The sequence below is a fragment of the uncultured Methylibium sp. genome (assembly GCF_902826655.1).
GTDB lineage: Bacteria > Pseudomonadota > Gammaproteobacteria > Burkholderiales > Burkholderiaceae_C > Methylibium.
The window spans coordinates 1-22,402 of the sequence record NZ_CADEFR010000019.1 but is presented as its reverse complement, the minus strand read 5'-3'; the positions used below and the strand labels follow the sequence as shown (position 1 = coordinate 22,402).

The window sequence follows — 22,402 nt, the reverse complement described above, 5'->3', positions numbered from 1 at the left end:
CCGCGGCTTATCGGGCGATCACCCGCTCAGGCCAGGGTCTGCTTGGCCAGGCGCCCACCCTTCATGATGAGCCGAAGCGAGGTGTCCGGGCTGTCCAGCCAGGCGAGGTCCTTGGCCGGGTCGCCGTCGATGACCAGCAGGTCGGCCAGCGCGCCCGGCGCGATCACGCCCAGCCGGCCGTCGTAGGGCGCGCGCGGACCGGACATCGCGAGCAGCTCGCCGGCCGCGCCCGTCGCCTTGTGCAGCGCTTCCAGCGGCGACATGTAGCGCGCGAACTTGGCGAGCTGCCGCCCCTGGCTGGCCGCGCCGGCGGGGTTGAACAGGATGTCGGTGCCGAAGGCGAGCTTGAGCTTGTACTTGCGCAGCAGCTCGAAGGCACGCACCGTGCCTTCGGACACCTCACGCTGTTTGGCCTGCTGGCGCGGGTCGCTGTACTTGTTGGCGTCCTCGTCGGCCAGGAAGGGCTGGATCGACCACCAAACACCCTCGTCGGCCATCAGCTTGACTGTCGCTTCGTCGGCAAGCTGGCCATGCTCGATCGACCTGACCCCCGCCGCCACCGCCCGGCGGATGCCGCCGCTGGTGTAGACATGCGCGCAGACGTAGGTGCCCCAGTCGGCGGCGGCCTCGACGGCGGCGCGCATCTCGCGCTCGGTGTACTGGGTCGTGTCGATCGGGTCGTAGGGCGAGGCCACGCCGCCGCCGGCCATGATCTTGAGCTGGCTCGCACCCTTCATCAGCTGTTCGCGCGCGGCGCGCAGCACCTGGTCGGCGCCGTCGGCGATCAGCGCGACGCCCTGCTGCTCGATGTTCGAGGGCGGCGTGCCGGGCATGCGCGGCAACTCGCTGCGCAGTCGGAAGTCGCCGTGGCCCGAGGTCTGCGAAATCATCGCGCCCGACGGGAAGATGCGCGGCCCTTCGACCGCGCCGGCGTCGATCGCCTGCTTCAGGCCGAAGGCCGGCCCACCGACATCGCGCACCGTGGTGAAGCCGCGCCGCAAGGTGGCGCCCGCCTCGCGCCCCGCCATCAGGTGGATGAAGGCCGGATCCTGGGTCAGCGCCGCCACCTGGCTGACGGCGATCAGCGTCGAGTGCCAGTGGCAGTCGATCAGCCCCGGGATCACGGCGCGCCCGCCGCAGTCGATGAGCTGTGCGTCCTTCGGCCCCTGGCCGCGCGCCGGCAGGCCCGCGATGCGACCGCCTTCGACCAGGATGTCGCGCCCCTCCTGCAGACGCAGCGTCGTGCCGTCGAAGTAGCGCAGGTTGGTCAGCAGCGTCGGACGGGACGGCGCCTGCGCGCGCGTCTCGCCGGGCGCCAGGCCGAAGCCGGCGAACAGGCCGACGACCGCCGCCGCGCCGCCGAGGAACTCGCGGCGCTTCAGGTCGGCCTCGAGCCGCCGGCAGGCCTTCACCGTCATCGGCGAGCCGCAGTGGCACGGGTCGATGTCCGCCGCGATCAGGCCCTGGAGGTCGATGCACACGGTGCACATGGCGCGTCCCCTACTGCAAGGCCGAACGGTCCGGGCCCACCAGCTTCCAGCGGCCCGCCGGCTTCTCGCAGAAGCGGTAGACCCCCTGCTCGGTGAGGCGACCGTGGGTGTTGACGATGCGCAGCCGGCGACAGTCCAGGCCCTTCCAGGTGTGGCGGTCCAGCGGCGTCACGGTGCCCGACGCGGGCGACCGGTCGCTCTTCCACGCCAGCGTGTCGCCGTCTTGGTCGGACTTCAGCGCCTGGTCGACGCTCGCCTTCATCAGCGCGACATCGCCGGCCCTGAACCGCGAGGCCACGGTGTCCTTGAGCGCGGCGACCTCGCCGGCGCCGTGGGCGAGACCGAGCCACATCGCCAGGGCGACGAACGCGAGCGGGGACTTCATGCGATCACTCCCGGGTGCGGAACAGCAAAGCATCGAACGCCGGATCGCCGAAGCGAGGGACCGGCTCTCGATTCGATTGGAGCAGAAGCGCCGTGACGCGAGAACCGCCAAAAGCAAAAGCCCGCCGAGGCGGGCTTTGCAGGACTGGCGGAGAGGGTGGGATTCGAACCCACGGTGCGGGGATACCGCACGCCTGATTTCGAGTCAGGTACATTCGACCACTCTGCCACCTCTCCTGGTTCGCTGTGGTCTCGCTGCAAGAGCGAAGGCGCGAATTCTAGCTCACGGCGCCAGCCGTTCGAGCCCGCCCAGGTAAGGCCGCAATGCCGCGGGGATCGCGATGCTGCCGTCGGCCTGCTGGTGGTTCTCGAGCACCGCCACCAGCGCGCGGCCCACGGCCAGGCCCGATCCGTTGAGCGTGTGCACGAGTTCGTTCTTCCCTTGCGCGGTCTTGTAGCGCGCGTGCATGCGGCGCGCCTGGAAGGCCTCGCAGTTGGAGCAGGAGCTGATCTCGCGGTAGGTGTCCTGCGCCGGCAGCCAGACCTCGAGGTCGTAGGTCTTCGCGGCCCCGAAGCCCATGTCGCCGGTGCACAGCGTGATGACGCGGTAGGGCAGCTCGAGCTTCTGCAAGATCGCCTCGGCGTGGCCGACCATCTGCTCGAGCGCGGCGTCGCTGTGCTCGGGCGTGGTGATCTGCACCATCTCGACCTTGTCGAACTGGTGCTGGCGGATCATGCCGCGCGTGTCGCGCCCGGCGCTGCCGGCTTCGGAGCGAAAACAGGGGCTGTGGGCGGTGAGCTTGATCGGCAGCTGGTCGGCGACCAGCACCTGCTCGCGCACGGTGTTGGTCAGCGACACCTCGGACGTCGGGATCAGGTACTGCTCGCTGCGCTCCTCGTCACCGCCGCGCGTGACCCAGAACATGTCTTCCTTGAGCTTGGGCAGCTGGCCGGTGCCCTCGAGCACCTCGCGGTTGACGATGTAGGGCGTGTAGCACTCGGTGTAGCCATGCTCCTGCGTCTGCACGTCCAGCATGAACTGCGCGAGCGCCCGGTGCAGCCGCGCGACCGGGCCGCGCATGAAGGTGAAGCGCGCGCCCGACAGCCTGGCGCCGGTGTCGGGGTCCAGCCCGAGCGGCGCGCCGAGATCGACGTGATCCCGGGGCGCGAAGCCAAGGCTGCGCGGCGTGCCCCAGCGCCGCACCTCGACGTTGCCCTGCTCGTCCGCGCCGACCGGCACGCCGGGCTGCGGCAGGTTGGGCAGGGCCATCAGCATCGCGTTCAGTTCGGCCTGGATCGCGTCCAGCCGTTCGGCGCCGCTCTTCAGCCCGTCGCCGATGCCGCCCACCTCGGCCATCACCGCCGCGGTGTCCTCGCCCTTGGCCTTGAGTTGCCCGATCTGCTTGCTCAGGCTGTTGCGCCGCGCCTGCAGTTCTTCGGTGCGGGTCTGGATGGTCTTGCGCTCGGCCTCGAGCTTGCGAAAGCCCTCGACGTCGAGAAAGGGCTGCGGCGACTTGCGCGTCGCGAGCCGCGCGACGACGCCGTCGAGGTCCTTGCGCAGCAGGTTGATGTCCAGCATGTCAGGCCACGTCCTTCATCGATTTGTCGCCCAGGCCCAGCGGCAGCGGGAAGCGCACGGTCTCCTCGACGCCGGCCATCTTGCGCACCGACACCGCCCCCAGCGCGCGCAGGCGCTCGATGACCTGCTGCACCAGCAGCTCGGGTGCGGACGCGCCGGCCGTGAGGCCGACGCGCGAGCGGCCGTCGAACCATTCAGGCTGCAACTGGTCGGCGCCGTCGATCATGTAGGACGGCGTGCCCAGCCGCTGCGCGAGCTCGCGCAGGCGGTTGCTGTTGGAGCTGGTCTGGCTGCCGACGACGATCAGCACGTCGACGGTCGGCGCCATCAGCTTGACCGCGTCCTGCCGGTTCTGCGTGGCGTAGCAGATGTCCTGCTGCTTGGGCTCGCGCACCTGCGGGAAGCGGCGCTTGACCGCCGCCAGGATCTCGGCGGCATCGTCGACCGACAGCGTGGTCTGCGTCACCACCGCCAGCTTGTCGCGGCCGACCTTCACGTGCTGCACGTCGTCGACGTCCTCGACCAGGTGGATGCCCTCGCTCAGCTGGCCCATCGTGCCCTCGACCTCGGGGTGGCCCTTGTGGCCGATCATGATGAACTCGTAGCCTTCCTTCGCCAGCTTGGCCACCTCGACGTGGACCTTGGTGACCAGCGGGCAGGTCGCGTCGAAGATCGAGAAGCCGCGCGCCTCGGCCTCGTCGCGCACCGCGCGGCTCACGCCGTGGGCGCTGAAGACCAGCGTCGCGCCGGCCGGCACCTCGGCCAGGTCCTCGATGAAGATCGCGCCCTTGGACTTGAGATCGTTGACGACGTAGGTGTTGTGCACGATCTCGTGGCGCACGTAGATCGGCGCGCCGAACTTGCGCAGCGCGCGCTCGACGATCTCGATCGCGCGGTCGACGCCGGCGCAGAAGCCGCGCGGCTCGGCCAGCACCACATCGCGCACGTCGGACGCGTCGCTCGCCGGTGTCGCCATCACAGCACTCCGATCAGTTGCACCTCGAAGGCCAGCGCCTGGCCGGCCAGGGGGTGGTTGAAGTCGAACAGCGCCCAGTCCTCGTCCACCGGACCCAGCTGGCGCAGCACGCCGGCGAAGCTGCCGCGGCCGTCGGGCGTGGGGAACTGCACCACGTCGCCGACGGCGTAGCGCTCGTCGGGGTCGCCGTGCTGGCGCAGCACGGCCAGCGAGACGCGTTGCAGCAGCTCGGGATTGCGCGGACCGAAGGCCTCGCCGGGCGCCAGGTCGAAGCGCGTGCGCGTGCCCTCCTCCAGGCCGATCAGGCGCTGCTCCATCGCGGGCGCCAGTTCACCGGTGCCGAGCGACAGCGTCGCCGGCTGCTCGGCGAAGGTGTCGACCAGCGCCGCGCCGTCGGGGCCGGTCAGGCGGTAGTGCAGGGTCAGGAAGGAGCCGGGCTGGACTTGTGACACGAGGTGAACGTCGCTTCGATAGACTGGACCGGATTTTGGCACCCCGCACCGTGAAGGACCTCCCCGCCGACCTGAGACCCCGCGAGAAGCTGCTCGCGCGCGGTCCGCAGGCGCTGGCCGATGCCGAACTGCTGGCCCTGCTGCTGCGCACCGGCGTGCAGGGCCGCGGCGTGCTGCAGCTGGCGCAGCATCTGCTGGACGAGTTCGGCGGCCTCACCGGCCTGCTGGCGGCCGAGCCGGCGGCGCTGGAGCGCGTCAAGGGCCTGGGGCCGGCCAAGCGCGCCGAGCTGGCCGCGGTGCTGGAGATCGCGCGCCGCACGCTGACGGCGCGGCTGTCCGAGGCGCCGGTGTTCGACGCGCCGCAGACCGTCAAGGACTACCTGCAGCTGCAGCTGGCCGGCAAGCCGCACGAGGTCTTCGCGGTGCTCTTCCTCGACACCCAGCACCGGCTGCTGGCCTTCGAGGAGCTGTTCCGCGGCACGCTGGGCCAGGCCAGCGTCTACCCGCGCGAGGTGGTCAAGCGCGCGCTGGCACTCAATGCGGCGGCGGCCATCCTGGCCCACAACCACCCCTCCGGCGTGGCCGAGCCCTCGCGTGCCGACGAGGCGCTGACGCAGACGCTGAAGGCCGCGCTGGCGCTGATCGACGTGAAGGTGCTGGATCACTTCGTGGTCGGGCGCGGGCAGGTGGTGTCGTTCGCCGAAAGGGGTCTGTTGTGAGTGCGCCGCCTCGCAGACGTGCCGGCAGCCTCCAGGACCTGAAGCAGATCAAGCGCGATCTCGAAGCTGCAGCCCGCGAGGCCGCCGCGCGCGAGGCCGAGCAGCGCGCCCGCGACGCCGCCTCGCGCCGCGAGCGCGAGCTCTTCGCCACCAGCGTCGGCCCGGTGCTGCCGCTCAAGGCGCGCACGCACACGCCGCCGCCGCGCCCCAAGCCCGAGCCGCTGCCGCTGCAACGCCAGCGCGACGAGCAGGCAGCGCTGCAGGAGGCGCTGTCCGACGACTTCGACGTCGAGTCGCTGCTCGACACCGACGAGGCCCTGTCCTGGCGCCGGCCCGGTGTCGGCCCCGACGTGGTCCGCAAGCTGCGGCGCGGCGTCTGGGCCATCCAGGCGCAGGTGGACCTGCACGGCCTGCAACGCGACGCCGCGCGCGAGCGCCTGGCCGCCTTCCTGCGCGACGCAGCGCGCCACGGCCTGCGCTGCGTGCGCGTGGTCCACGGCAAGGGCAACAGCTCGCCCGGCCGGCAACCGGTGCTCAAGGGCAAGGTCCGGGCCTGGCTGGTGCAGAAGGTCGAGGTCATGGCCTTCGCGCAGGCGCGCGCCGCCGAGGGCGGCGCCGGCGCGCTGGTGGTGCTGCTGGACAGCGCGGGGGCGGCGGGCTGAGGAGGACGCGGTCACCGACGGTGATCGCGAGTTTCCCCAGCGCATCCTCCGGCTACTTCTTCAGGCCCGGCAGCTCGACCGGCGAGATCTCCGCCGTCGTCTTGCCGGCCACGCAGTGTTCGGCCCGCAGCGAGGCCGAGGTCTTGTCGCCCGCCGCCTTCGTGCCCAGTGCCTCGACCTCTGCCTTGGGCGCCTTCACGAAGGGCAGCACGGTCGACAGCAAGCCGGAGACCTGCTCGACGCCGCTCGAGGCCTTGGAGTTCAGCGACACGTGCTTCAGAGCCCCGGAGTCCGCGAACTCCACCTTGAATTCCGCATCGGCCAGGGCCGCGGGCTTGAAGCTGATGAAGTACAGGTTCCCCAGCGGCAGCGTCTGGAACTCCTCGCTCACTTCCGGGGTGCAGTACTCCTTGAACTTCTGGTGCTCCGCGCCCGGCAGCGGCTTGTAGTCGGTGGTCTTGGTGACCTTCACGAGCGCCGGCGTCCGTACCGGGATGCCGGCAACCGCCTTCTGCTCGGCATCCGTGACGACGAGCGAGGACGCGCACCCCGACAGCAGGCCGGCGGCCGTCAACGTCCAGAACAACAGTGTCTTCATGGCTTCCTCCTCATTGCAGGCAACTGCCCGTATCGATCTCTTCCTTCGTACACCGCTCGCCGACCTGCGCATAGATCCAGTCGCGGAATCGGGAGACCCTGGCATACACCCCATAGTTCTCCGGCGCGGCGCAGCCAATGCCCCAGCTGACGACACCGACCTGGAAGAAGGACTTGCCGGTCGACACGAACAGCGGGCCGCCGCTGTCGCCCTGGCAGGAGTCCTTGCCGCCGCGCTTGTAGCCCGCGCAGATCATCAGCGGGGTCACGGTCGCCGGAGGCTTCAGCCCGGCGTAGCGCTGGTGGCAGGTGTCCAGCGAGACGATCGGGACGATCACCTCCAGCAGCATCTCCGGGAAGTTCTGACCCGCCGGCGCCGTGTTGCCCCAGCCGGTGACGGTCGCGGCAGCCCCAGGCGGTGCGTGCTCCAGTTCGTCGGCCTCGGTAGCGAGCGCGAGCGCGCGGCCTAGCAAGGGGTCCTTGGTGGTGATCACCGCGATGTCCCCGTCCTGCGTCGCCTTGTCGTAGCGCTCGGGGACCGCAATCTTGACGACCCCTGTCCGTTTCCCGCCGATCTTCAGGTGGTCGGTCCCCGAGAGGATCTCGATGTCGGCCGCCGTCTTGCCTTGCACGCAGTGGGCGGCCGTCAGAACCGCATTCCGGCCAATGACCGACCCGCCGCAGAACTGCGCATCGAAGTTGTTCGGCTTGCCGGCATGAACCAGCGCGACCTGGAACGGCCGAGAGCCCGGCTTGCTCGGCCAGCCCCCCACGATCTTCGGGTCGGCGTCCCGCATCACGGCCGCTGCCGGCTGCGCCCTGGCATCGGTAGCGATCAGGATGGCCAGCAGTGCAAGCACCCACCCATGGAACGTCTTCATGTCGCCCTCCCTGTCGATCATCGAGACTCGATCTTGGTGGGCCTGGGGCCGGCGCACGTCCTCCAAACGGAGGAGAAGTCCGATGCCACGCCCAGCGTCGCCAGCCACGAGGAGTAGACGCACAACAGGAAGGCCGAGAAGCTGCCGTACACCGCGGTGTAGGTCGGCAGCTCGAGCAGGTACGCCGCAAAAGAGGTGGCCGGCGCCAGATCATCCAGGCGCGTGACATGGTGCGACGCGCATTGCGCTCTGGCTTCGTCCGCTCGACAGCAAGTAGCGCCATTGACCCCAGTACGGGACTGCCAGTGCCCAGGTCGAAGAGTCCCGCAGCCCGTCAACCAGACTGATGCGGGATCAGCCCGCGCTCGCCGCCGCCTGCCCCTGCGCCTTGCGCCACGCCGCCGGCGGCTGACCCGTGGCGCGCTTGAAGGCGCGGGCGAAGGCGGCTTCGGAGTCGTAGCCGACTTCCAGCGCCACCGCGGCGACGTTGGCGTGGCCTTCGCGCAGCAGGCGCGCGCCGCACTGCATGCGCCAGTTGGTCAGGTACTGCATCGGCGGCATGCCGGTCAGCGCGACGAAGCGCTCGTGCAGCGCCGAGCGCGACAACCCGACGCGGCGGCCCAGCTCCTCCAGCGTCCAGGGTTCGGCGGGGTCGCCGTGCATCAGCGCGATGGTGCGGCCCACCTGGCGGTCGCGCAGCGCGCCCAGCCAGCCCTGCGACTCCTCGGGCGGCGAGTCCAGATAGCGCCGCGCGCCGTCGACGAACACCATCTTGCTCACCCGCTGCAGCAGCGCGGCGCTGCCGGCGCGGCGCGCGCCGGTCTCGGTGGCGGCGTGCTCCAGCATCGGTGCGACCCAGGCGCCCACGCCTTCGGCCGGCAGGTGCAGCAGCCGCGGCAGCGCGTCGATCAGCGGGTTGAAGGGCTTCAGGTCGCAGGCGATGAAGCCGCACAGGATCACCGCGGTGGCATCGCCGGGCGGCAGGCCCTGGCCGGCCTCGAACATGCCGCCGCTGTAGGTGATGGGGATGGGCTTGGGGTCGTCGCGCATGCGCACCAGCCAGCTGCCGTCGCCCTCGTCGGCCGGCGTCACGCCCGGCGCGCTGGACACCACGTGCTCGTCGCCGTGCGGCAGCATCACGATGTCGCCTTCGCGCAGGCGCAGCGGCGGCTCGCCGTCGACGGCGACCCAGCCCTCGCCCTTGATGAGCATGTGGTACTCGATCACGTGCTCGGCGCCCGGCATCACTGCCGGCCCCATCACCTGCGACGGCGGCGCGAAGGCCGACCACTCGTCGCGGCAGCTCACGTGGAAGAAGACCGAGCCGCGCAGCCGCACGCTGCGCAGCACGTCCGACAGCGGATCGGCAGCCGTCATCGAGCGCCCCCTGGTTTGGAAACGCCCGCGCCGGACGATCGAGCAAGTCCGCGCGACGCGAGGTGAAGCGCCAGAAGGCGCTCGCCGGAATCATGAGCACACCGCAGACAAACCCGTCGGCGCTCATCGACTCCCAAGGAATCCACCATGTCTTCCTCCTCCGCTCCGGCCGCTGCGCCGGACTATGCCGCGATCAAGCAACGCCAGCAGGCCACCTGGGGCAGCGGCGACTATGCCGTGGTCGGCACGACGCTGCAGATTGTCGGCGAGGCGCTCGCCGAGGCCGTCGACCTGCGCGCCGGCGAGCGCGTGCTCGACGTCGCCGCCGGCAACGGCAACGCCACACTGGCCGCGGCGCGCCGCTTCGCCGACGTGACGTCCACCGACTACGTCGCCGCCCTGCTGGAAAAAGGCCGTCGCCGCGCCGAGGCCGAAGGCCTGAGCCAGAACGTGCGCTTCGAGGTCGCCGACGCCGAGATGCTGCCCTACGAGGCCGGCCGCTTCGACGCCGTGCTGTCGACCTTCGGCGTGATGTTCGCGCCCGACCACGCCACTGCCGCGCGCGAGATGCTGCGCGTGGTGCGCCCGGGCGGCCGCATCGGCCTGGCCAACTGGACGCCGGAGGGCTTCATCGGCCGGCTGTTCAAGATCATCGGCGCGCACGTGGCGCCGCCGGCCGGCGTGAAGTCGCCCGCGCTGTGGGGCAGCGAGGCGCACCTGACCTCGCTGTTCGGCCCGCGTGCCCGCGAGCTGCGTGTGGAGCGCAAGCACTTCGCCTTCCGCTACCACTCGGCCGCGCACTTCCTGCAGGTCTTCCGCGAGTTCTACGGCCCCACGCACAAGGCGTTCGGCGCGCTCGACGCGGCCGGCCAGGAGGCGCTGGCGCGCGACATCACCGCGCTGTTGAACGAGCTGGACATCGGCGGCGGCCAGGGCCTCGTCGTGCCCAGCGAGTACGCCGAGATCGTCATCACCGTGGCTTGAAGCGAGGCGGCCCATGAACCACCACCCGCACCGCCTCGTGGCCGTGGCCCTGGCCACCGCGCTGGTCGGCGCGGCCGTCGTCAGCTGGGCCGGCCCCAACCTCGACAGCCCGGCCGACCTGGCATGGCTGAGCGCCCACGCCCTCCCCGCCAACCCGCCGATCGTCAGGAGCACGACATGAGCCCCACCGAGCACGCCCCGCTCGTCGTCTACACGCTGGCGCTGACGCTGAACCCCGGCCCGTCGTCGCTGCTGATCGCGGCGTCGGGCGCGCGCTTCGGTGTGGCGCGCTGCACGCCGCACCTGGCCGGCTCGCTGCTGGGCTACGAGCTGCAGCTGCTGGCCGGCGCCCTGGGCACCGGCGCGGCCGTGTTCGGCAACCCGCTGCTGCAGACCGTCATGCAGGTCCTCAGCACCGTCTACCTGCTGTGGCTGGGCTGGCGCATGCTGGGCTCGCGCGGCGGCCTGGGCGCCAAGGCCGCGCCGCCCGCGCCGATCAGCTGGCAGCAGGCCTTCGTGCTGCAGGTCTCCAACCCCAAGTCGTGGATGACGGCAGTCGCGAGCGCCGGGCTCTTTCTGCCGGCTGCGTCGCCGGCCACGCAGCAGGCCGCCTTCCTGCTGTTCGCCGGCGGCGCCGGGGTCACGGGCCTGGCCACCTGGGCGGTGGCCGGCGCGGCGCTGCAGCGCTGGCTGCACAGCCCCACCAGTCAGCTGGTGATGAACCGCGGCATGGCCGGCATGCTGGCCGTCACGGCCCTGTGGGGTCTGGGCGGCGCGGTGGGGGATCTCAGCGTCTGATCAGCGCCGACCTTGGTGCGGATCGGCATCGAGGGTACGGCGCCCGGGCCAGGACCCGTCGGCCCTACACGCCGCGGTTGCGCATCCAGTCAGCGGTGTTGGCGAACGACGCCTTCAGCCGCGTCACCAGCAGCGGGTCGAGCGCGCACTCGTTCATCGCCTGCTCCATGCAGGCCATCCACTGGTCGCGCTCGCGCACGCCGATGGCATAGGGCAGGTGGCGCGCGCGCAGCCGCGGGTGGCCGAAGCGCTGCTGGTAGAGGTCGGGTCCGCCGAGCCAGCCGCTGAGGAACCAGAACAGCTTGTCGCGCGATCCGTCCAGCGTGCTGGGATGCAGCACGCGCAGATCCGCATAGCGCGGCTCCAGGTCCATCAGGTCGTAGAAGCGGTCGACGAGGCCGCGCACCGCGGGCTCGCCGCCGATCCAGTCGTAGGGGGTGGCGGCCGGTGCCGGCTCGGCCAGGGGAGTCAGGTCGGACATGCAGGCAAGGCGCGGCAGCGAGACGCCGGCGCGGGAATCGAGGAGGTCAGGGGCTCAGGCGCGCCGCCAGCGCGACGATGGCCTGTGCGGCCGGCGTGCCCGGCATCGATTGCACCACGAGCTGGCGCTTCTTGACCGCGTCGCGCACCCCCGCGTCGATGGGGACATCGCCGATCAGCGTCAGTTCCACCGGGTTGCCGAGCGGCGGCGCCACGAAGCGGTCGATGACCTGCTTCAACTGCCCAGCCACCGCGCGGCCGTCGCCGCTGCGCGGCACCTGGTTGACGATCAGCTTCACGTCGCGCCGGCCCTGCTGCGTGGCCAGCACCTTGATGGTGGCGTAGGCGTCGGTCATCGAGGTCGGCTCGGGCGTCGCGACGATCAGCACCTCGTCGGCCAGCGACACGGTGTAGAGCACCACGTCGGAGATGCCGGCGCCGGTGTCGAGCAGCACGATGTCGAAGCGCGGCGTGACCTCGCCGATCACCGCCAGCAGCTTGTCGCGCACGTCGGGCGTGAGCCGCGAGTACTCGACCAGGCCCGACCCGGCCAGCAGCACCGAGAAGCCGCCCGGGGCGGGCAGCACCGCCTGCTCCAGCGAGGCCTGGCCGGTGAAGACATCGTGCAGCGTCTTCTTGGGATGCAGGTTCAGCACCACGTCCAGGTTGGCGAGGCCCAGGTCGGCGTCGAGCACCAGCACGCGCAGACCGCGCAGTGCCAGGGCCGCCGCCAGGTTGGCCGACAGGAAGGTCTTGCCGACGCCGCCCTTGCCGCTGGTGACGGCCAGGATGCGGGCGCGCGGCGCCCCGGGCGGAGCGGCGGCGGGCGTTTCGAGGGTGGCGGGCGCGTTCATGCGGAACTCGTGCTGGAGGGTTCGTCGATCGGTGCCGATTGGGTGACGCCGAAGAGCATGCCGCGCTCCTCGGCGCTGACATGCGACACCGCGGTCGGTTCGAGGCAGGTGCGGTTGCGGCCTTCGGCCTTGGCGCGGTAGAGCTGGTTGTCGGCGCGCTCGGTCCACAGGCGGGCCGACGAGCGCACCCAGGGCGGCGCGAAGGCCCCGCCGGCGCTGAGCGTGACGCTGAGCGTGATGCCGCTGGCGACGCTGACCGCCTGGGCCTCGACGGCGCGACGCACGCGCTCGGCCGCGGCCTGGGCGAAGGCGGGCGGGCAGTTGGGCAGCACGATGGCGAACTCCTCGCCGCCGTAGCGCGCCACGGTGTCCATCGGCCGCACGCAGTCCTGCAGCGTGCGGGCCACGGCCTGCAGCACCAGGTCGCCGGCGGCGTGGCCGTAGGTGTCGTTGACGCGCTTGAAGTGGTCGATGTCGAGCAGCAGCACCAGGGCCGGCTCGCCGGAACGGGCCACGCGGTCGGCCTCGCGGTCGAGCGCCAGCTCGAACTGGCGACGGTTGGCCAGGCCGGTCAGGGCGTCGCGGCTGGACAGGTCGCACAGCGCGTCCAGCACCTTCTGCAGCCAGACGGCGTCGCGCGGGCCGTCGGGGAATTCGTGGCCGGCGCGCTGCAGCAGTTGCAGCGCGGCATCCAGGCGCAGGCCGTCGATCGACGACGCGGCAGGCTGGGTGTCGGGACGGGAGGCACTCACGATCGAATCAGTCTAGCGGCGCCCCGCCCTCCCGAAGCGACGAACTGCGCCGCTTAGGGGCGGCTTCTCGGCGGGGCCGGCCCGCTCAAGCGCGCCAGACTGTGGCCGATAAACAACCGTCGACCCACCGAGCGTGACCGGCCCCTGCGATCACGCGCTGCGTTCCTGTCCCGTCCTGCCGCCCCCGCCTGCCGCCCATGAGTGCCGTGCTTTCCCCTGCCCACGCCATCGCGGCGTCCCCGGGCGCCGACCGCGAGTTCAGCTTCGACAGCGGCGACTTCGAGCGCGTGCGCACGCTGATCTACCAGCGCGCCGGCATCAGCCTGCAGGCCGGCAAGCAGGCGATGGTGTACAGCCGCCTGTCGCGGCGGCTGCGCGAGACGACCCACCGCTCCTTCGCCAGCTACCTGCAGTGGCTGGAGTCCAGCAGCGGCCCGGCCGGCGAGGCCGAGTGGCAGGAGTTCGTGAACTGCCTGACGACCAACCTGACCAGCTTCTTCCGCGAAGAGCACCACTTCCCGCTGCTCGCGCAGGCGCTGCAGCAGCGCCGCGGCCAGGCGACGCGCATCTGGTGCAACGCCGCGTCGACCGGCGAGGAGCCGTATTCGCTGGCGATGACGGTGCTGGAGACGCTGGGGCCGCAGCCGCAGGCCACGATCCTGGCCAGCGACATCGACACCAAGGTGCTGGCGACCGCCAGCCGCGGCGTCTACGACGCCGAGTCGCGCGGCCTCTCGCCGCAGCGGCTGAAGACGCACTTCCTGCGCGGCACCGGCACCAACGCCGGCATGATCCGCGTGCGGCCCGAGCTGGCGAAGCTGATCGAGTTCCGCAGCTTCAACCTGATGGCGGGTTCGTGGTCGCTGGGCGAGCCCTTCGACATCGTGTTCTGCCGCAACGTGATGATCTACTTCGACGCGAAGACGCAGCGTCGCGTGCTGGAGGGCATGCACCGGGCGATGAAGCCGGGCAGCCTGCTGTTCGTCGGGCACTCCGAGAACTTCAGCGACGCGCGCGAGCTGTTCCGCCTGCGCGGCAAGACCGTCTACGAGCGCGCCTGAGGCCCACCGACATGGCCCTGCTGTCCGCCACCCCCGTCCCGCTGTCGCAGGCGCCCGGCTTCCCGGTCGGCGGCGCACGCGCCGGCTCGCGCATCGACCAGCTGAAGGCCGCGCCGCGCAAGCCGGGCGAGGCCTCGTTCTTCTTCTACGACGCGCACTTCAAGGCCGACGCCGTCAAGGTACTGCCCGGCGAGTACTTCGTGCACGACGAGGACCTGGCGATCATGACGACGCTGGGCTCGTGCATCGCCGCCTGCCTGTGGGACCGCGAGCGCCGCATCGGCGGCCTCAACCACTTCATGCTGCCCGAGGGCGGCGGCGCGGCCGACTCGGGACGCTACGGTTCCTACGCGATGGAACTGCTGATCAACGAGATGATGAAGCGCGGCGCCAGCCGCCTGACGCTGGAGGCCAAGGTGTTCGGCGGCGGCGCGGTGATCAGCGGCATGAACACGATCAACGTCGGCGAGCGCAACACCGCCTTCGTGCTGGACTACCTGAAGACCGAGCGCATCCCGGTCGTCAGCAAGGACGTGCTCGACGTCTATCCGCGCAAGGTCTGCTTCTTCCCGGCCAGCGGCAAGGCCATGGTCAAGCGCCTCGCACCGGCCAACGCCGAGGCGCTGGTGGCGCAGGACCGCGCCGCGGCGAAGACGGCGGTGCCGGCGACGACCGGCGGCGGGTCGATCGACCTGTTCTGAGAGCGAAGAACAAGCGAAGGGAGCAGGACATGGCGAAGACCAGGGTGGTGGTGGTGGACGACTCGGCGCTGGTGCGCAGCCTGCTGACCGAGATCATCAACCGCCAGCCGGACATGCAGTGCATCGGCGCGGCCAGCGATCCCATCGTCGCGCGCGAGATGATCCGCAGCCTGAACCCCGACGTGATCACGCTGGACGTCGAGATGCCGCGCATGGACGGCATCGACTTCCTCTCCAAGCTGATGCGACTGCGGCCGATGCCGGTGGTGATGGTCTCGACGCTGACCGAGCGCGGCGCCGAGGTCACGCTGAAGGCGCTGGAGCTGGGCGCGATCGACTTCGTCGCCAAGCCCAAGATCGGCGTGGCCGACGGCCTGCGCCAGCTGGGCGCCGACATCACCGAGAAGATCCGCACGGCAGCCAGGGCCCAGGTCAGGAAGCTCGTCACCGCGCCGGCCCCGACCGCCGCCGACGCGGCGCGACCCGCCGCGCCGGTCGCGAGCCTGGGACGGCTGTCGACCGAGAAGCTGGTCTTCATCGGCGCGTCCACCGGCGGCACCGAGGCCACCAAGGAAGTGCTGATGGCGCTGCCGCCGGACTGCCCGGCGGTGATGATCACGCAGCACATGCCGGCCGGCTTCACGACCAGCTATGCGGCGCGGCTCGACGGCCTGTGCCGCATCCGCGTCGCCGAGGCGCGCGACGGCGAGCGCGTGCTGCCCGGCCACGCCTACCTCGCGCCGGGCGGCCTGCACCTGAGCGTGGAGCGCAGCGGCGCCAACTACATCGCCCGCGTGCAGGACGGCGAGCCGGTCAACCGGCACAAGCCCAGCGTCGAGGTGCTGTTCAAGAGCGCCGCGCGCGTGGTCGGCCCCAACGCGCTGGGCATCATGCTGACCGGCATGGGTGCCGACGGCGCCCGGGCGATGCGCGAGATGCGCGACGCCGGCAGCTACAACTTCTGCCAGGACGAGGCGAGCTGCGTGGTCTTCGGCATGCCGCGCGAGGCCATCGCGGCCGGCGCGGCGCACGAGGTGCTGCCGCTGACGCGCATCGCGCCGGCGCTGCTGGACCGGCTGCGCAGCACGGCGGGGATGTCGCTGAACCGCGTTTGAGCGCCCGGCGCGCTACGCGAGAAAGAGCGACTGCAGGTCGCTGAGGAAGTCGAAGCCGCGCTCGGTGGGCCAGGCGCGCTGCAGGTCGCGCGCCAGCAGGCCCCCGGCTTCGGCCGCTTCCAGACCGCGCGCGATCGTGGTCAGCGGCAGGCCGGTGCGCTCGGTGTAGCGCGCGAGCTCGAAGCCGTCGCGCAGGCGCAGCGCGTTGAGCATGTACTCGAAGGGCAGCTCCGTGGCCGCGACCTCGTGCTCGTTGGACACCGCCGCGCCCGCGAGCGCCTTCTCCATGTAGGCCTGCGGCTCGCGCCAGCGGGTCTGACGCAGGATGCGGTGCGCGAAGCTCAGCTTGCCGTGCGCGCCGGCGCCGATGCCGAGGTAGTCGCCGAAGTTCCAGTAGTTCAGGTTGTGCACGCAGCGGTGGCCGGGCCGCGCGTAGGCCGACACCTCATAGCGCTGCAGGCCCGACGCGCCCGTCAGCTCGGTGATGCGGTCCAGCATGCCGAAGGCGAGGTCGTCGTCGGGCAGACCGGCTGGCGGCTGCACCGCGAAGCGCGTGTTCGGCTCCAGCGTCAGGTGGTAGACGCTCAGGTGCGGCGGCTCGAAGGCCAGCGCCTGGTGCAGGTCGCGCTCGCAGGCGGCGAGATCCTGGCCGGGCAGCGCGTACATCAGGTCGAGGTTGAAGGTGTCGAAGGCGCGCTGCGCCTCCTCGATCGCGGCGACGGCCTGCGTGCGGTCGTGCACGCGCCCCAGCAGCTTCAGCTTCTCGTCGTCGAAGCTCTGCACGCCGATCGACAGCCGCGTGACGCCGGCGGCCCGGAAGGCGCGGAAGCGCTCGCGCTCGAAGGTGCCGGGGTTGGCCTCGAGCGTGATCTCGCAGCCGGGCTCGAGCGGCAGGCGCGCGCGCACGTCCTCCAGCAGGCGGCCGATGCCGTCCGGCGAGAACAGGCTGGGCGTGCCGCCGCCGATGAAGACGCTGACGACACGACGGCCCCATACCAGCGGCAGCGCGGCTTCGAGGTCGGCACGCAGGGCATCGAGGTAGCGCGCTTCGGGCGGCGCCGCAAGCTCATGACTGTTGAAGTCGCAGTACGGGCACTTCTGCAGGCACCACGGCAGGTGCACGTAGAGCGCCAGCGGCGGCAGCGCGGCGAGGTTCAGCGCGCCGCCGCGCTTGTGCAACGCGCTGACGTCGATGCGGGCGGTGTTCACGCCAGCCAGTGTGCGCGCATCAGCGCGAGCACCTCGCGCGAGGCGATGGCGCGATGGCTGAGCGCGTTCTTCTCGTCGACACCGAGCTCGGCCACGCTGCGGCCCAGTACGGGGATAAACATCAGCGGGTCGTAGCCGAAGCCGCCCTCGCCACGCGGCGCCTCGAGGATCGTGCCCTGCCAGCGACCGAAGGCGATCAGCGGTTGCGGATCGTCGGCATGGCGCAGCGCGACCAGGGTGCTGACGAAGGCGGCGCGGCGGTCGGCCACACCGTGGAGGTCGGCGAGCAGGCGGCGGTTGTTGGCGGCGTCCTGCGCGGCGCGTTGCTGCTCGCGGTCGCCGGCCGGCAGCTCGACGACCGCGTAGTGCGCCGAGACCACGCCCGGCGCGCCGCCGAGCGCGTCGACGCACAGGCCCGAGTCGTCGGCGATCGCGGCCCCGCCGGCCGCGCGTGCCGCGTGGCGCGCCTTGGCGAGCGCGTTCTCCACGAAGCTGGCGTGCGGCTCCTCGGCCTCGGCGATGCCGAGCGAGCCCTGCGGGACCAGCTCGACCGGCAGCGCGCCGAACAGCGTGCGCAGTTCGGCCAGCTTCTTCGCGTTGTTGGACGCGAGGACGAGCCTCACTGTTCCTGGAGAGCTCGTGCCTGGGCGGCGACCAGGGTGCGGATGCCCTGCTCGGCCAGCTGCAGCAGGCGGTCCATCTCGGCGCGGCTGAACGCGGCGCCCTCGGCCGTGCCCTGGACCTCGACGAAGTGGCCGGACCCGGTCATCACGACGTTCATGTCGGTGTCGCAGGCCGAGTCCTCGACGTACTCCAGGTCCAGCAGCGGCGTGCCCTGCACGATGCCGACGCTGACCGCAGCGACGGCCTCGCGGATCGGCGAGGCGGTCAGCTTGCCCTGCGCCATCAGCCAGTTCACCGCGTCCTGCGCCGCCACGTAGGCGCCGGTGATGGCCGCGGTGCGTGTGCCGCCGTCGGCCTGGATCACGTCGCAGTCGAGCGCGATCGTGCGCTCGCCGAGAAGCCGAAGGTCGAACACCGCCCGCAGCGAGCGGCCGATCAGGCGCTGGATCTCCTGGGTGCGGCCGCTCTGCTTGCCGCGCGCCGCCTCGCGGTCGCTGCGCGTGTGGGTGGACCGCGGCAGCATGCCGTACTCGGCCGTGACCCAGCCCTCGCCGGAGCCGCGCTTGTGCGGCGGCACCTTCTCCTCGACCGAGGCGGTGCACAGCACCTTCGTGTCGCCGAAGGCGATCAGCACCGAGCCTTCGGCGTGCTTGGTATAGCGACGGGTGATCGTGAGCGGGCGCAAGGCGTCCGCGGCACGGCCTTGCGTGCGGTCGAAACTCATCGGTGTCCTTTCAGGACTTCTTGGATTCGGACGAGCGCCGGATGGCCTCGTTGATCTCGCGGATCGAGCGATCGATCTCGGCTTCGTCCAGTTCGTCGGGTTCGCCGGAGCCGGCGCCGACACTGGCCTGGATCGTGGAGGCGAAGACCTCCTCGCCCAGGGACTGGGTGGAAATCGCCTGGATGGCGTCGGTGTTCTCGGCCGCTTCCCACTCGACCGACAGCACGGTGACGTTGTCGCTCTTGGGGCCGCCCTTGCGCAGCGCCTGCTCGACCAGCTCGGGCACGGCATCGGAGATGGGGCGCGTGGCGAGCTGCTCGGTGATGATGTCGTCGGCGACGCTGCCCCACAGGCCGTCGGAACACAGCAGCAGGCGGTCGCGCTCCTGCAGGATCAGCGGGCCGACGGTATCGACCACCGGCTTGCCCGGGCTGCCCAGGCAGGTGAAGAGCACGTTGCGGTTGAAGCGCTCGTTCATCGGCACGACCTGCGACATCGTCTCCTGCAGCTCGGAGTAGCTGTGGTCGCGCGTGCGCGCCACCAGCTTGTCGCCGCGCACCAGGTACAGCCGCGAGTCGCCGCAATGCGCCCAGTAGGCGGTGTTGCCCTGCAGCACGCAGGCGACGATGGTGGTGCGCGGCGTGTCGATCAGCGCCTTCTCGGTGGCGTAGCGGATCAGCTGGTGGTGGCCGGCGATGATGGAGTCGTGCAGGAAGCGCATCGGGTCCTTGAGGACCGGCTTGGCGTCGCGCTGGAACATCGCCGCCAGGGTCTGCAGCGCCAGCTGCGAGGCGACCTCGCCCTCGGGATGCCCGCCCATGCCGTCGGCCAGCGCGAACAGCCCCGAGTCCCGCGTGTAGCAATAGCCCATGCGGTCTTCGTTCTTCTCGCGGCCGCCCTTGCGGCTGACCTGGTAGACGGAGAAACGCATACTGCCGCCGCCTTCGAAGGCCCTAGGCCTTTGCTCCGGTCTTGATGTTTTCCAGCTGCAGCTTGAGCCGTTCGCTGAAGCTGAGCTTGGTGTAGCGGCGCTCGGTCTCGCGCGCCAGCTCCTTCTGCAGTGCGAACACGCTCTGCGGCCGGCTCAGAGGATCGAGCGACATGCACCACTCGGTGACCTCGATGAGGTTGTCCGAGTAGACATTGCGCAGCCGCGACAGCGACAGCCCGAGGCGGTCCTTGTCCAGCCGCTGCGGCGCGTCGTTGGGCGGGTAGCCCTGCATGCAGGCGTAGATGCAGGCGCCGATCGCATAGATGTCGGTCCAGGGGCCCAGCGTGCCGTCGCGGCGGTACATCTCGGGCGCCGCGAAGCCCGGCGTGTACATCGGGCGGATGAAGTTGCCTTCCTTGGACAGCACTTCGCGCGCCGCGCCGAAGTCCAGCATCACCGCCTTGTTGTCGTTGGTGACGAAGATGTTGGCCGGCTTGATGTCCAGGTGCAGCATCTTGTGCTGGTGCACGATGCGCAGCCCGCGCAGGATCTCGTCGAAGAGGCTGCGGATGGTCGACTCGCGGAACACCTTGTCGCGCTTCAGGTCGCGCGCGGTGACGATGAAGTCCTGCAGGGTGTCGCCCTGCAGGTAGTTCATCACCATGTAGACGGTCTCGTTCTCGCGGAAGAAGTTCAGCACCGAGACCACGCTCGGGTGGCTGATCTGCGCGAGGCTGCGGCCTTCCTCGAAGAAGCTCTTCAGGCCCAGGCGGTACAGCGGCTGCTTCTCGGGCTTGACCCGGGGGGTCAGTTCGCCCGGCGAGCGCTCGGCCAGCGAGGCCGGCAGGTACTCTTTCAGGGCGATCAGACGGCGTTCGCTGTCTTCGCAGAGATACACGACGCCGAAGCCGCCTGCCGCCAGTTTCTTGATGACCTGGTAGCCACCCACCACGGTGCCTGCTGGCAGCGGTGCGGGTTTGGGCTTTGACATAATCGGATTTTGCAATGCGATAAATTCGATGGCAGTTTACAGCATGACCGGTTATGCAAATGCATCGACCGGAGCCCTCTCCGCAGGGGAAAACGCCGCCGATTCCACACCTTCAGGGCTTGCTTCCGTCAGCATCGAGCTGCGTTCGGTCAACAGCCGCTTCCTCGACCTGGCCTTCCGGATGCCGGACGAGATGCGCGGACTGGAACCCGCGCTGCGCGAGCTGATCACCGGCCGGCTGCGTCGCGGCAAGGTCGAACTGAGGCTCACGACGCGTGAAGAGGCCGCGAGCGGCTGGCCCCAGCCGCAAACCGAGCAATTGCACACGCTTTCGCGTCTCGAAGGCATCGTCCAGACCTGGCTGCCCAAGGCGGGCGCGCTGACCGTCCACGAGGTACTGCAGTGGTGCCGAGGCTCCGCGACGGCGGCACGCCCGGACGACGAAGCCACGCTGGAGGTTGCCCGGCGGGCCGTCGCCGGCCTCGTCGAGGCACGGGCCCGAGAAGGTCAGAAGCTCGTCGATGTGTTGTTGCAGCGCGTCAGCCACCTGCGCCGCCTGGCCGACGAGGCCCGGCCGCTGCTGCCGCAGGTCGTGGCCCGGCAGCAGCAGCGCTTCCTCGAGCGCTGGCAGGAAGCGCTGGACGCCACCGGCGCCGCGTCGTCGGTGCCCCAGCAGGCGCTGCAGGAGCGGGCCTTGAACGAGGCGGCGGCCTTCGCCATCCGCATCGACGTGGCCGAAGAGCTGGCCCGGCTCGGCGCCCATCTGGACGAGATCGAACGCCTGCTGAAGGCCGGCGGCGAGGTCGGCAAGCGCCTCGACTTCCTGATCCAGGAACTGCAGCGCGAGGCCAATACCCTGGGCTCGAAGTCGGCCGCGCTCGAGCTGACGCAGATCTCGGTCGAGATGAAGGTCGCGATCGAGCAGATGCGCGAGCAGGTGCAGAACCTCGAGTGAGCCCGGTGAGACACTGAGAGCCTTCATGGACACCCCGGGCAACCTCTTCGTCGTCGCCGCGCCCAGCGGCGCGGGCAAGTCCAGCCTCGTGAGGGCCCTGCTGCAGGTCGATGCCTACCTGGCGGTGTCGGTGTCGCACACCACCCGGCCGCCGCGCGGGCAGGAAGTCGACGGCCGGGAGTACCACTTCGTCGACGAGCCGGTCTTCCGCGACATGGTCATGGCCGGCGCCTTCTTCGAGTGGGCCGAGGTGCACGGCAACCTCTACGGCACCTCGCGGCTGGCGATCGAGAAGCGCCTGGCCGACGGCGAGGACGTGGTGCTCGAGATCGACTGGCAGGGCGCCGTGCAGATCAAGCGCCTGTTCCCGGGCGCGGTGCTGATCTTCATCCTGCCCCCCAGCTGGGACGAACTGCTCCAGCGCCTGGAGCGGCGCGGCGAGGACGGCCCCGACGTGATCGTCACCCGCATGGCCAACGCGCGGCTCGAGGTCGCCCAGGCGCGGCACTTCGATTTCGTCGTCATCAATGCCGTGTTCGACACCGCCGTGTTCGACCTCAAGGCGATCGTCCACGCGCAGCGGCTAAAATACTCGCGTCAGCGCCGCAGCAAGGCGGCCGTCTTCCAGGCTCTGGGCCTGGACTGAATCCTCCCCCGAACACCCCGAAGGACCCGTCCATGGCCCGCATCACCGTCGAAGACTGCCTGACCCAGATCCCCAACCGCTTCCAGCTGGTGCTGGCCGCCACCTACCGGGCCCGCATGCTGAGCCAGGGCCACGCGCCCAAGGTCGAGAGCAAGAACAAGCCCGGTGTCACGGCGCTGCGCGAGATCGCCGAAGGCCATGTCGGCATCGAGATGCTGCGCAAGGTCCCCGTCTGAGGACCCCGCGCCCCACGAACGGCCCGCCTCGCGCGGGCCGTTTCGTTTCCGGCTCCACGGTCCAGGCCCCGAGGGGACGTTTCCCCTAGGAGGCTCCGGTCTGCCCTGGCGCGCTACCATGAAGCCATGCCCTCGCGCGCCGTCCTTGCCGTCCGCAAGAAGCTGAGCCAGGCCCTGCCGGCCTTCATGCTCGGCAGCTCGGCCACGGCCGAGCAGGCAGCCGC

27 protein-coding genes and 1 tRNA gene are annotated in these 22,402 nt (G+C 70.6%); 11 read left to right on the top strand and 17 right to left on the bottom strand.

The window, feature by feature from the left end; genetic code table 11:
• Positions 1-26 precede the first annotated feature (26 nt).
• The 6 genes from QZV97_RS10090 to QZV97_RS10065 all read right to left on the bottom strand — a co-directional run bounded on the left by QZV97_RS10090 (position 27) and on the right by QZV97_RS10065 (position 4,881).
• Complete coding sequence (locus QZV97_RS10090) at positions 27-1,490, bottom strand: amidohydrolase family protein (protein ID WP_295641650.1); 1,464 nt, start codon at positions 1,488-1,490, stop codon at positions 27-29.
• Between the two features lie 10 nt (positions 1,491-1,500).
• The gene (locus QZV97_RS10085) at positions 1,501-1,875 is read right to left on the bottom strand and encodes a hypothetical protein (RefSeq protein ID WP_295641649.1); all 375 of its coding nucleotides are present in this window, start codon (positions 1,873-1,875) and stop codon (positions 1,501-1,503) included.
• A gap of 145 nt (positions 1,876-2,020) precedes the next feature.
• A tRNA-Ser gene (locus QZV97_RS10080) sits at positions 2,021-2,111 on the bottom strand.
• A 46-nt stretch (positions 2,112-2,157) separates the two neighbouring features.
• Complete coding sequence (gene serS, locus QZV97_RS10075) at positions 2,158-3,453, bottom strand: serine--tRNA ligase (RefSeq protein ID WP_295641648.1); 1,296 nt, start codon at positions 3,451-3,453, stop codon at positions 2,158-2,160.
• A 1-nt stretch (position 3,454) separates the two neighbouring features.
• Positions 3,455-4,429, bottom strand: coding sequence for a 4-hydroxy-3-methylbut-2-enyl diphosphate reductase (gene ispH, locus QZV97_RS10070; RefSeq protein WP_295641647.1), 975 nt, complete (start codon positions 4,427-4,429; stop codon positions 3,455-3,457).
• A complete protein-coding gene (locus tag QZV97_RS10065) occupies positions 4,429-4,881 on the bottom strand; it encodes an FKBP-type peptidyl-prolyl cis-trans isomerase (RefSeq protein WP_295641646.1) in 453 nt (150 codons plus the stop codon). The genes ispH and QZV97_RS10065 overlap by 1 nt, the downstream gene beginning before the upstream one ends.
• A 50-nt stretch (positions 4,882-4,931) precedes the next feature.
• Between QZV97_RS10065 and radC the strand changes: the two genes are divergently transcribed.
• The gene (gene radC, locus QZV97_RS10060; protein ID WP_295641645.1) at positions 4,932-5,600 is read left to right on the top strand and encodes a DNA repair protein RadC; all 669 of its coding nucleotides are present in this window, start codon (positions 4,932-4,934) and stop codon (positions 5,598-5,600) included.
• Positions 5,597-6,262 (top strand): Smr/MutS family protein, encoded by a 666-nt coding sequence (locus QZV97_RS10055; protein ID WP_295641644.1) that lies wholly within the window; start codon positions 5,597-5,599, stop codon positions 6,260-6,262. Before radC ends, QZV97_RS10055 begins: the two co-directional genes overlap by 4 nt.
• Positions 6,263-6,314: 52 nt before the next feature.
• Here the strand turns inward: QZV97_RS10055 and QZV97_RS10050 are convergent, their stop codons facing one another.
• The 3 genes from QZV97_RS10050 to QZV97_RS10040 form a co-directional block, all read right to left on the bottom strand.
• Entirely contained in the window at positions 6,315-6,860 is a 546-nt protein-coding gene (locus QZV97_RS10050; RefSeq protein ID WP_295641643.1) for a hypothetical protein, read from the bottom strand.
• A 10-nt stretch (positions 6,861-6,870) separates the two neighbouring features.
• Complete coding sequence (locus QZV97_RS10045; protein ID WP_295641642.1) at positions 6,871-7,740, bottom strand: serine protease; 870 nt, start codon at positions 7,738-7,740, stop codon at positions 6,871-6,873.
• Positions 7,741-8,094: 354 nt separating this feature from the next.
• Positions 8,095-9,117, bottom strand: coding sequence for an AraC family transcriptional regulator (locus QZV97_RS10040; protein WP_295641641.1), 1,023 nt, complete (start codon positions 9,115-9,117; stop codon positions 8,095-8,097).
• 147 nt (positions 9,118-9,264) lie between these two features.
• Here QZV97_RS10040 and QZV97_RS10035 point away from each other — a divergent pair, with 147 nt between their 5' ends.
• From QZV97_RS10035 to QZV97_RS10025, 3 genes are read left to right on the top strand one after another with little or no spacing between them, the layout of a single operon-like run.
• Positions 9,265-10,101, top strand: coding sequence for a class I SAM-dependent methyltransferase (locus tag QZV97_RS10035; protein WP_295641640.1), 837 nt, complete (start codon positions 9,265-9,267; stop codon positions 10,099-10,101).
• A 13-nt stretch (positions 10,102-10,114) separates the two neighbouring features.
• Positions 10,115-10,282, top strand: coding sequence for a hypothetical protein (locus tag QZV97_RS10030; RefSeq protein ID WP_295641639.1), 168 nt, complete (start codon positions 10,115-10,117; stop codon positions 10,280-10,282).
• A complete protein-coding gene (locus QZV97_RS10025; protein WP_295641638.1) occupies positions 10,279-10,899 on the top strand; it encodes a LysE family translocator in 621 nt (206 codons plus the stop codon). Before QZV97_RS10030 ends, QZV97_RS10025 begins: the two co-directional genes overlap by 4 nt.
• Before the next feature lie 64 nt (positions 10,900-10,963).
• Here QZV97_RS10025 and QZV97_RS10020 read toward each other — a convergent pair whose 3' ends face one another.
• The 3 genes from QZV97_RS10020 to QZV97_RS10010 are packed head-to-tail and all read right to left on the bottom strand — an operon-like array spanning position 10,964 to position 12,985.
• Positions 10,964-11,380, bottom strand: a complete 417-nt coding sequence (locus QZV97_RS10020; RefSeq protein WP_295641637.1) for a group II truncated hemoglobin — start codon at positions 11,378-11,380, stop codon at positions 10,964-10,966.
• 46 nt (positions 11,381-11,426) lie between these two features.
• Positions 11,427-12,233 carry a MinD/ParA family protein gene (locus QZV97_RS10015; protein WP_295641636.1) on the bottom strand — a complete coding sequence of 269 codons (807 nt, stop codon included), beginning with the start codon at positions 12,231-12,233 and terminating at the stop codon, positions 11,427-11,429.
• Complete coding sequence (locus QZV97_RS10010; RefSeq protein ID WP_295641635.1) at positions 12,230-12,985, bottom strand: diguanylate cyclase; 756 nt, start codon at positions 12,983-12,985, stop codon at positions 12,230-12,232. The genes QZV97_RS10015 and QZV97_RS10010 overlap by 4 nt, the downstream gene beginning before the upstream one ends.
• 197 nt (positions 12,986-13,182) lie before the next feature.
• Here QZV97_RS10010 and QZV97_RS10005 point away from each other — a divergent pair, with 197 nt between their 5' ends.
• From QZV97_RS10005 to QZV97_RS09995, 3 genes are read left to right on the top strand one after another with little or no spacing between them, the layout of a single operon-like run.
• A complete protein-coding gene (locus QZV97_RS10005; RefSeq protein WP_295641634.1) occupies positions 13,183-14,046 on the top strand; it encodes a CheR family methyltransferase in 864 nt (287 codons plus the stop codon).
• Positions 14,047-14,057: 11 nt separating this feature from the next.
• Positions 14,058-14,747, top strand: coding sequence for a chemoreceptor glutamine deamidase CheD (gene cheD / locus QZV97_RS10000; RefSeq protein ID WP_295641633.1), 690 nt, complete (start codon positions 14,058-14,060; stop codon positions 14,745-14,747).
• Positions 14,748-14,776: 29 nt separating this feature from the next.
• Positions 14,777-15,862: a chemotaxis response regulator protein-glutamate methylesterase gene (locus QZV97_RS09995; protein ID WP_295641632.1), complete on the top strand. Its 1,086-nt coding sequence runs from the start codon at positions 14,777-14,779 to the stop codon at positions 15,860-15,862.
• A gap of 12 nt (positions 15,863-15,874) precedes the next feature.
• Here the strand turns inward: QZV97_RS09995 and hemW are convergent, their stop codons facing one another.
• The 5 genes from hemW to QZV97_RS09970 are packed head-to-tail and all read right to left on the bottom strand — an operon-like array spanning position 15,875 to position 20,341.
• On the bottom strand, positions 15,875-17,071 hold the full coding sequence (gene hemW, locus QZV97_RS09990) for a radical SAM family heme chaperone HemW (protein WP_295641631.1): 1,197 nt from the start codon (positions 17,069-17,071) through the stop codon (positions 15,875-15,877).
• On the bottom strand, positions 17,068-17,694 hold the full coding sequence (rdgB, locus tag QZV97_RS09985; RefSeq protein ID WP_295641630.1) for an RdgB/HAM1 family non-canonical purine NTP pyrophosphatase: 627 nt from the start codon (positions 17,692-17,694) through the stop codon (positions 17,068-17,070). The genes hemW and rdgB overlap by 4 nt, the downstream gene beginning before the upstream one ends.
• On the bottom strand, positions 17,691-18,419 hold the full coding sequence (rph, locus tag QZV97_RS09980) for a ribonuclease PH (RefSeq protein ID WP_295641629.1): 729 nt from the start codon (positions 18,417-18,419) through the stop codon (positions 17,691-17,693). Before rph ends, rdgB begins: the two co-directional genes overlap by 4 nt.
• 10 nt (positions 18,420-18,429) lie before the next feature.
• Positions 18,430-19,350, bottom strand: a complete 921-nt coding sequence (locus QZV97_RS09975) for a PP2C family serine/threonine-protein phosphatase (RefSeq protein WP_295641628.1) — start codon at positions 19,348-19,350, stop codon at positions 18,430-18,432.
• Between the two features lie 22 nt (positions 19,351-19,372).
• Positions 19,373-20,341 carry a serine/threonine-protein kinase gene (locus tag QZV97_RS09970; protein ID WP_295641627.1) on the bottom strand — a complete coding sequence of 323 codons (969 nt, stop codon included), beginning with the start codon at positions 20,339-20,341 and terminating at the stop codon, positions 19,373-19,375.
• Between the two features lie 28 nt (positions 20,342-20,369).
• Between QZV97_RS09970 and QZV97_RS09965 the strand changes: the two genes are divergently transcribed.
• The 3 genes from QZV97_RS09965 to rpoZ are packed head-to-tail and all read left to right on the top strand — an operon-like array spanning position 20,370 to position 22,178.
• The gene (locus tag QZV97_RS09965) at positions 20,370-21,296 is read left to right on the top strand and encodes a YicC/YloC family endoribonuclease (RefSeq protein ID WP_295641695.1); all 927 of its coding nucleotides are present in this window, start codon (positions 20,370-20,372) and stop codon (positions 21,294-21,296) included.
• A gap of 25 nt (positions 21,297-21,321) precedes the next feature.
• A complete protein-coding gene (gene gmk, locus QZV97_RS09960) occupies positions 21,322-21,942 on the top strand; it encodes a guanylate kinase (protein WP_295641626.1) in 621 nt (206 codons plus the stop codon).
• A 32-nt stretch (positions 21,943-21,974) separates the two neighbouring features.
• Positions 21,975-22,178 (top strand): DNA-directed RNA polymerase subunit omega, encoded by a 204-nt coding sequence (rpoZ, locus tag QZV97_RS09955; RefSeq protein WP_295641625.1) that lies wholly within the window; start codon positions 21,975-21,977, stop codon positions 22,176-22,178.
• Positions 22,179-22,402: the final 224 nt, after the last annotated feature.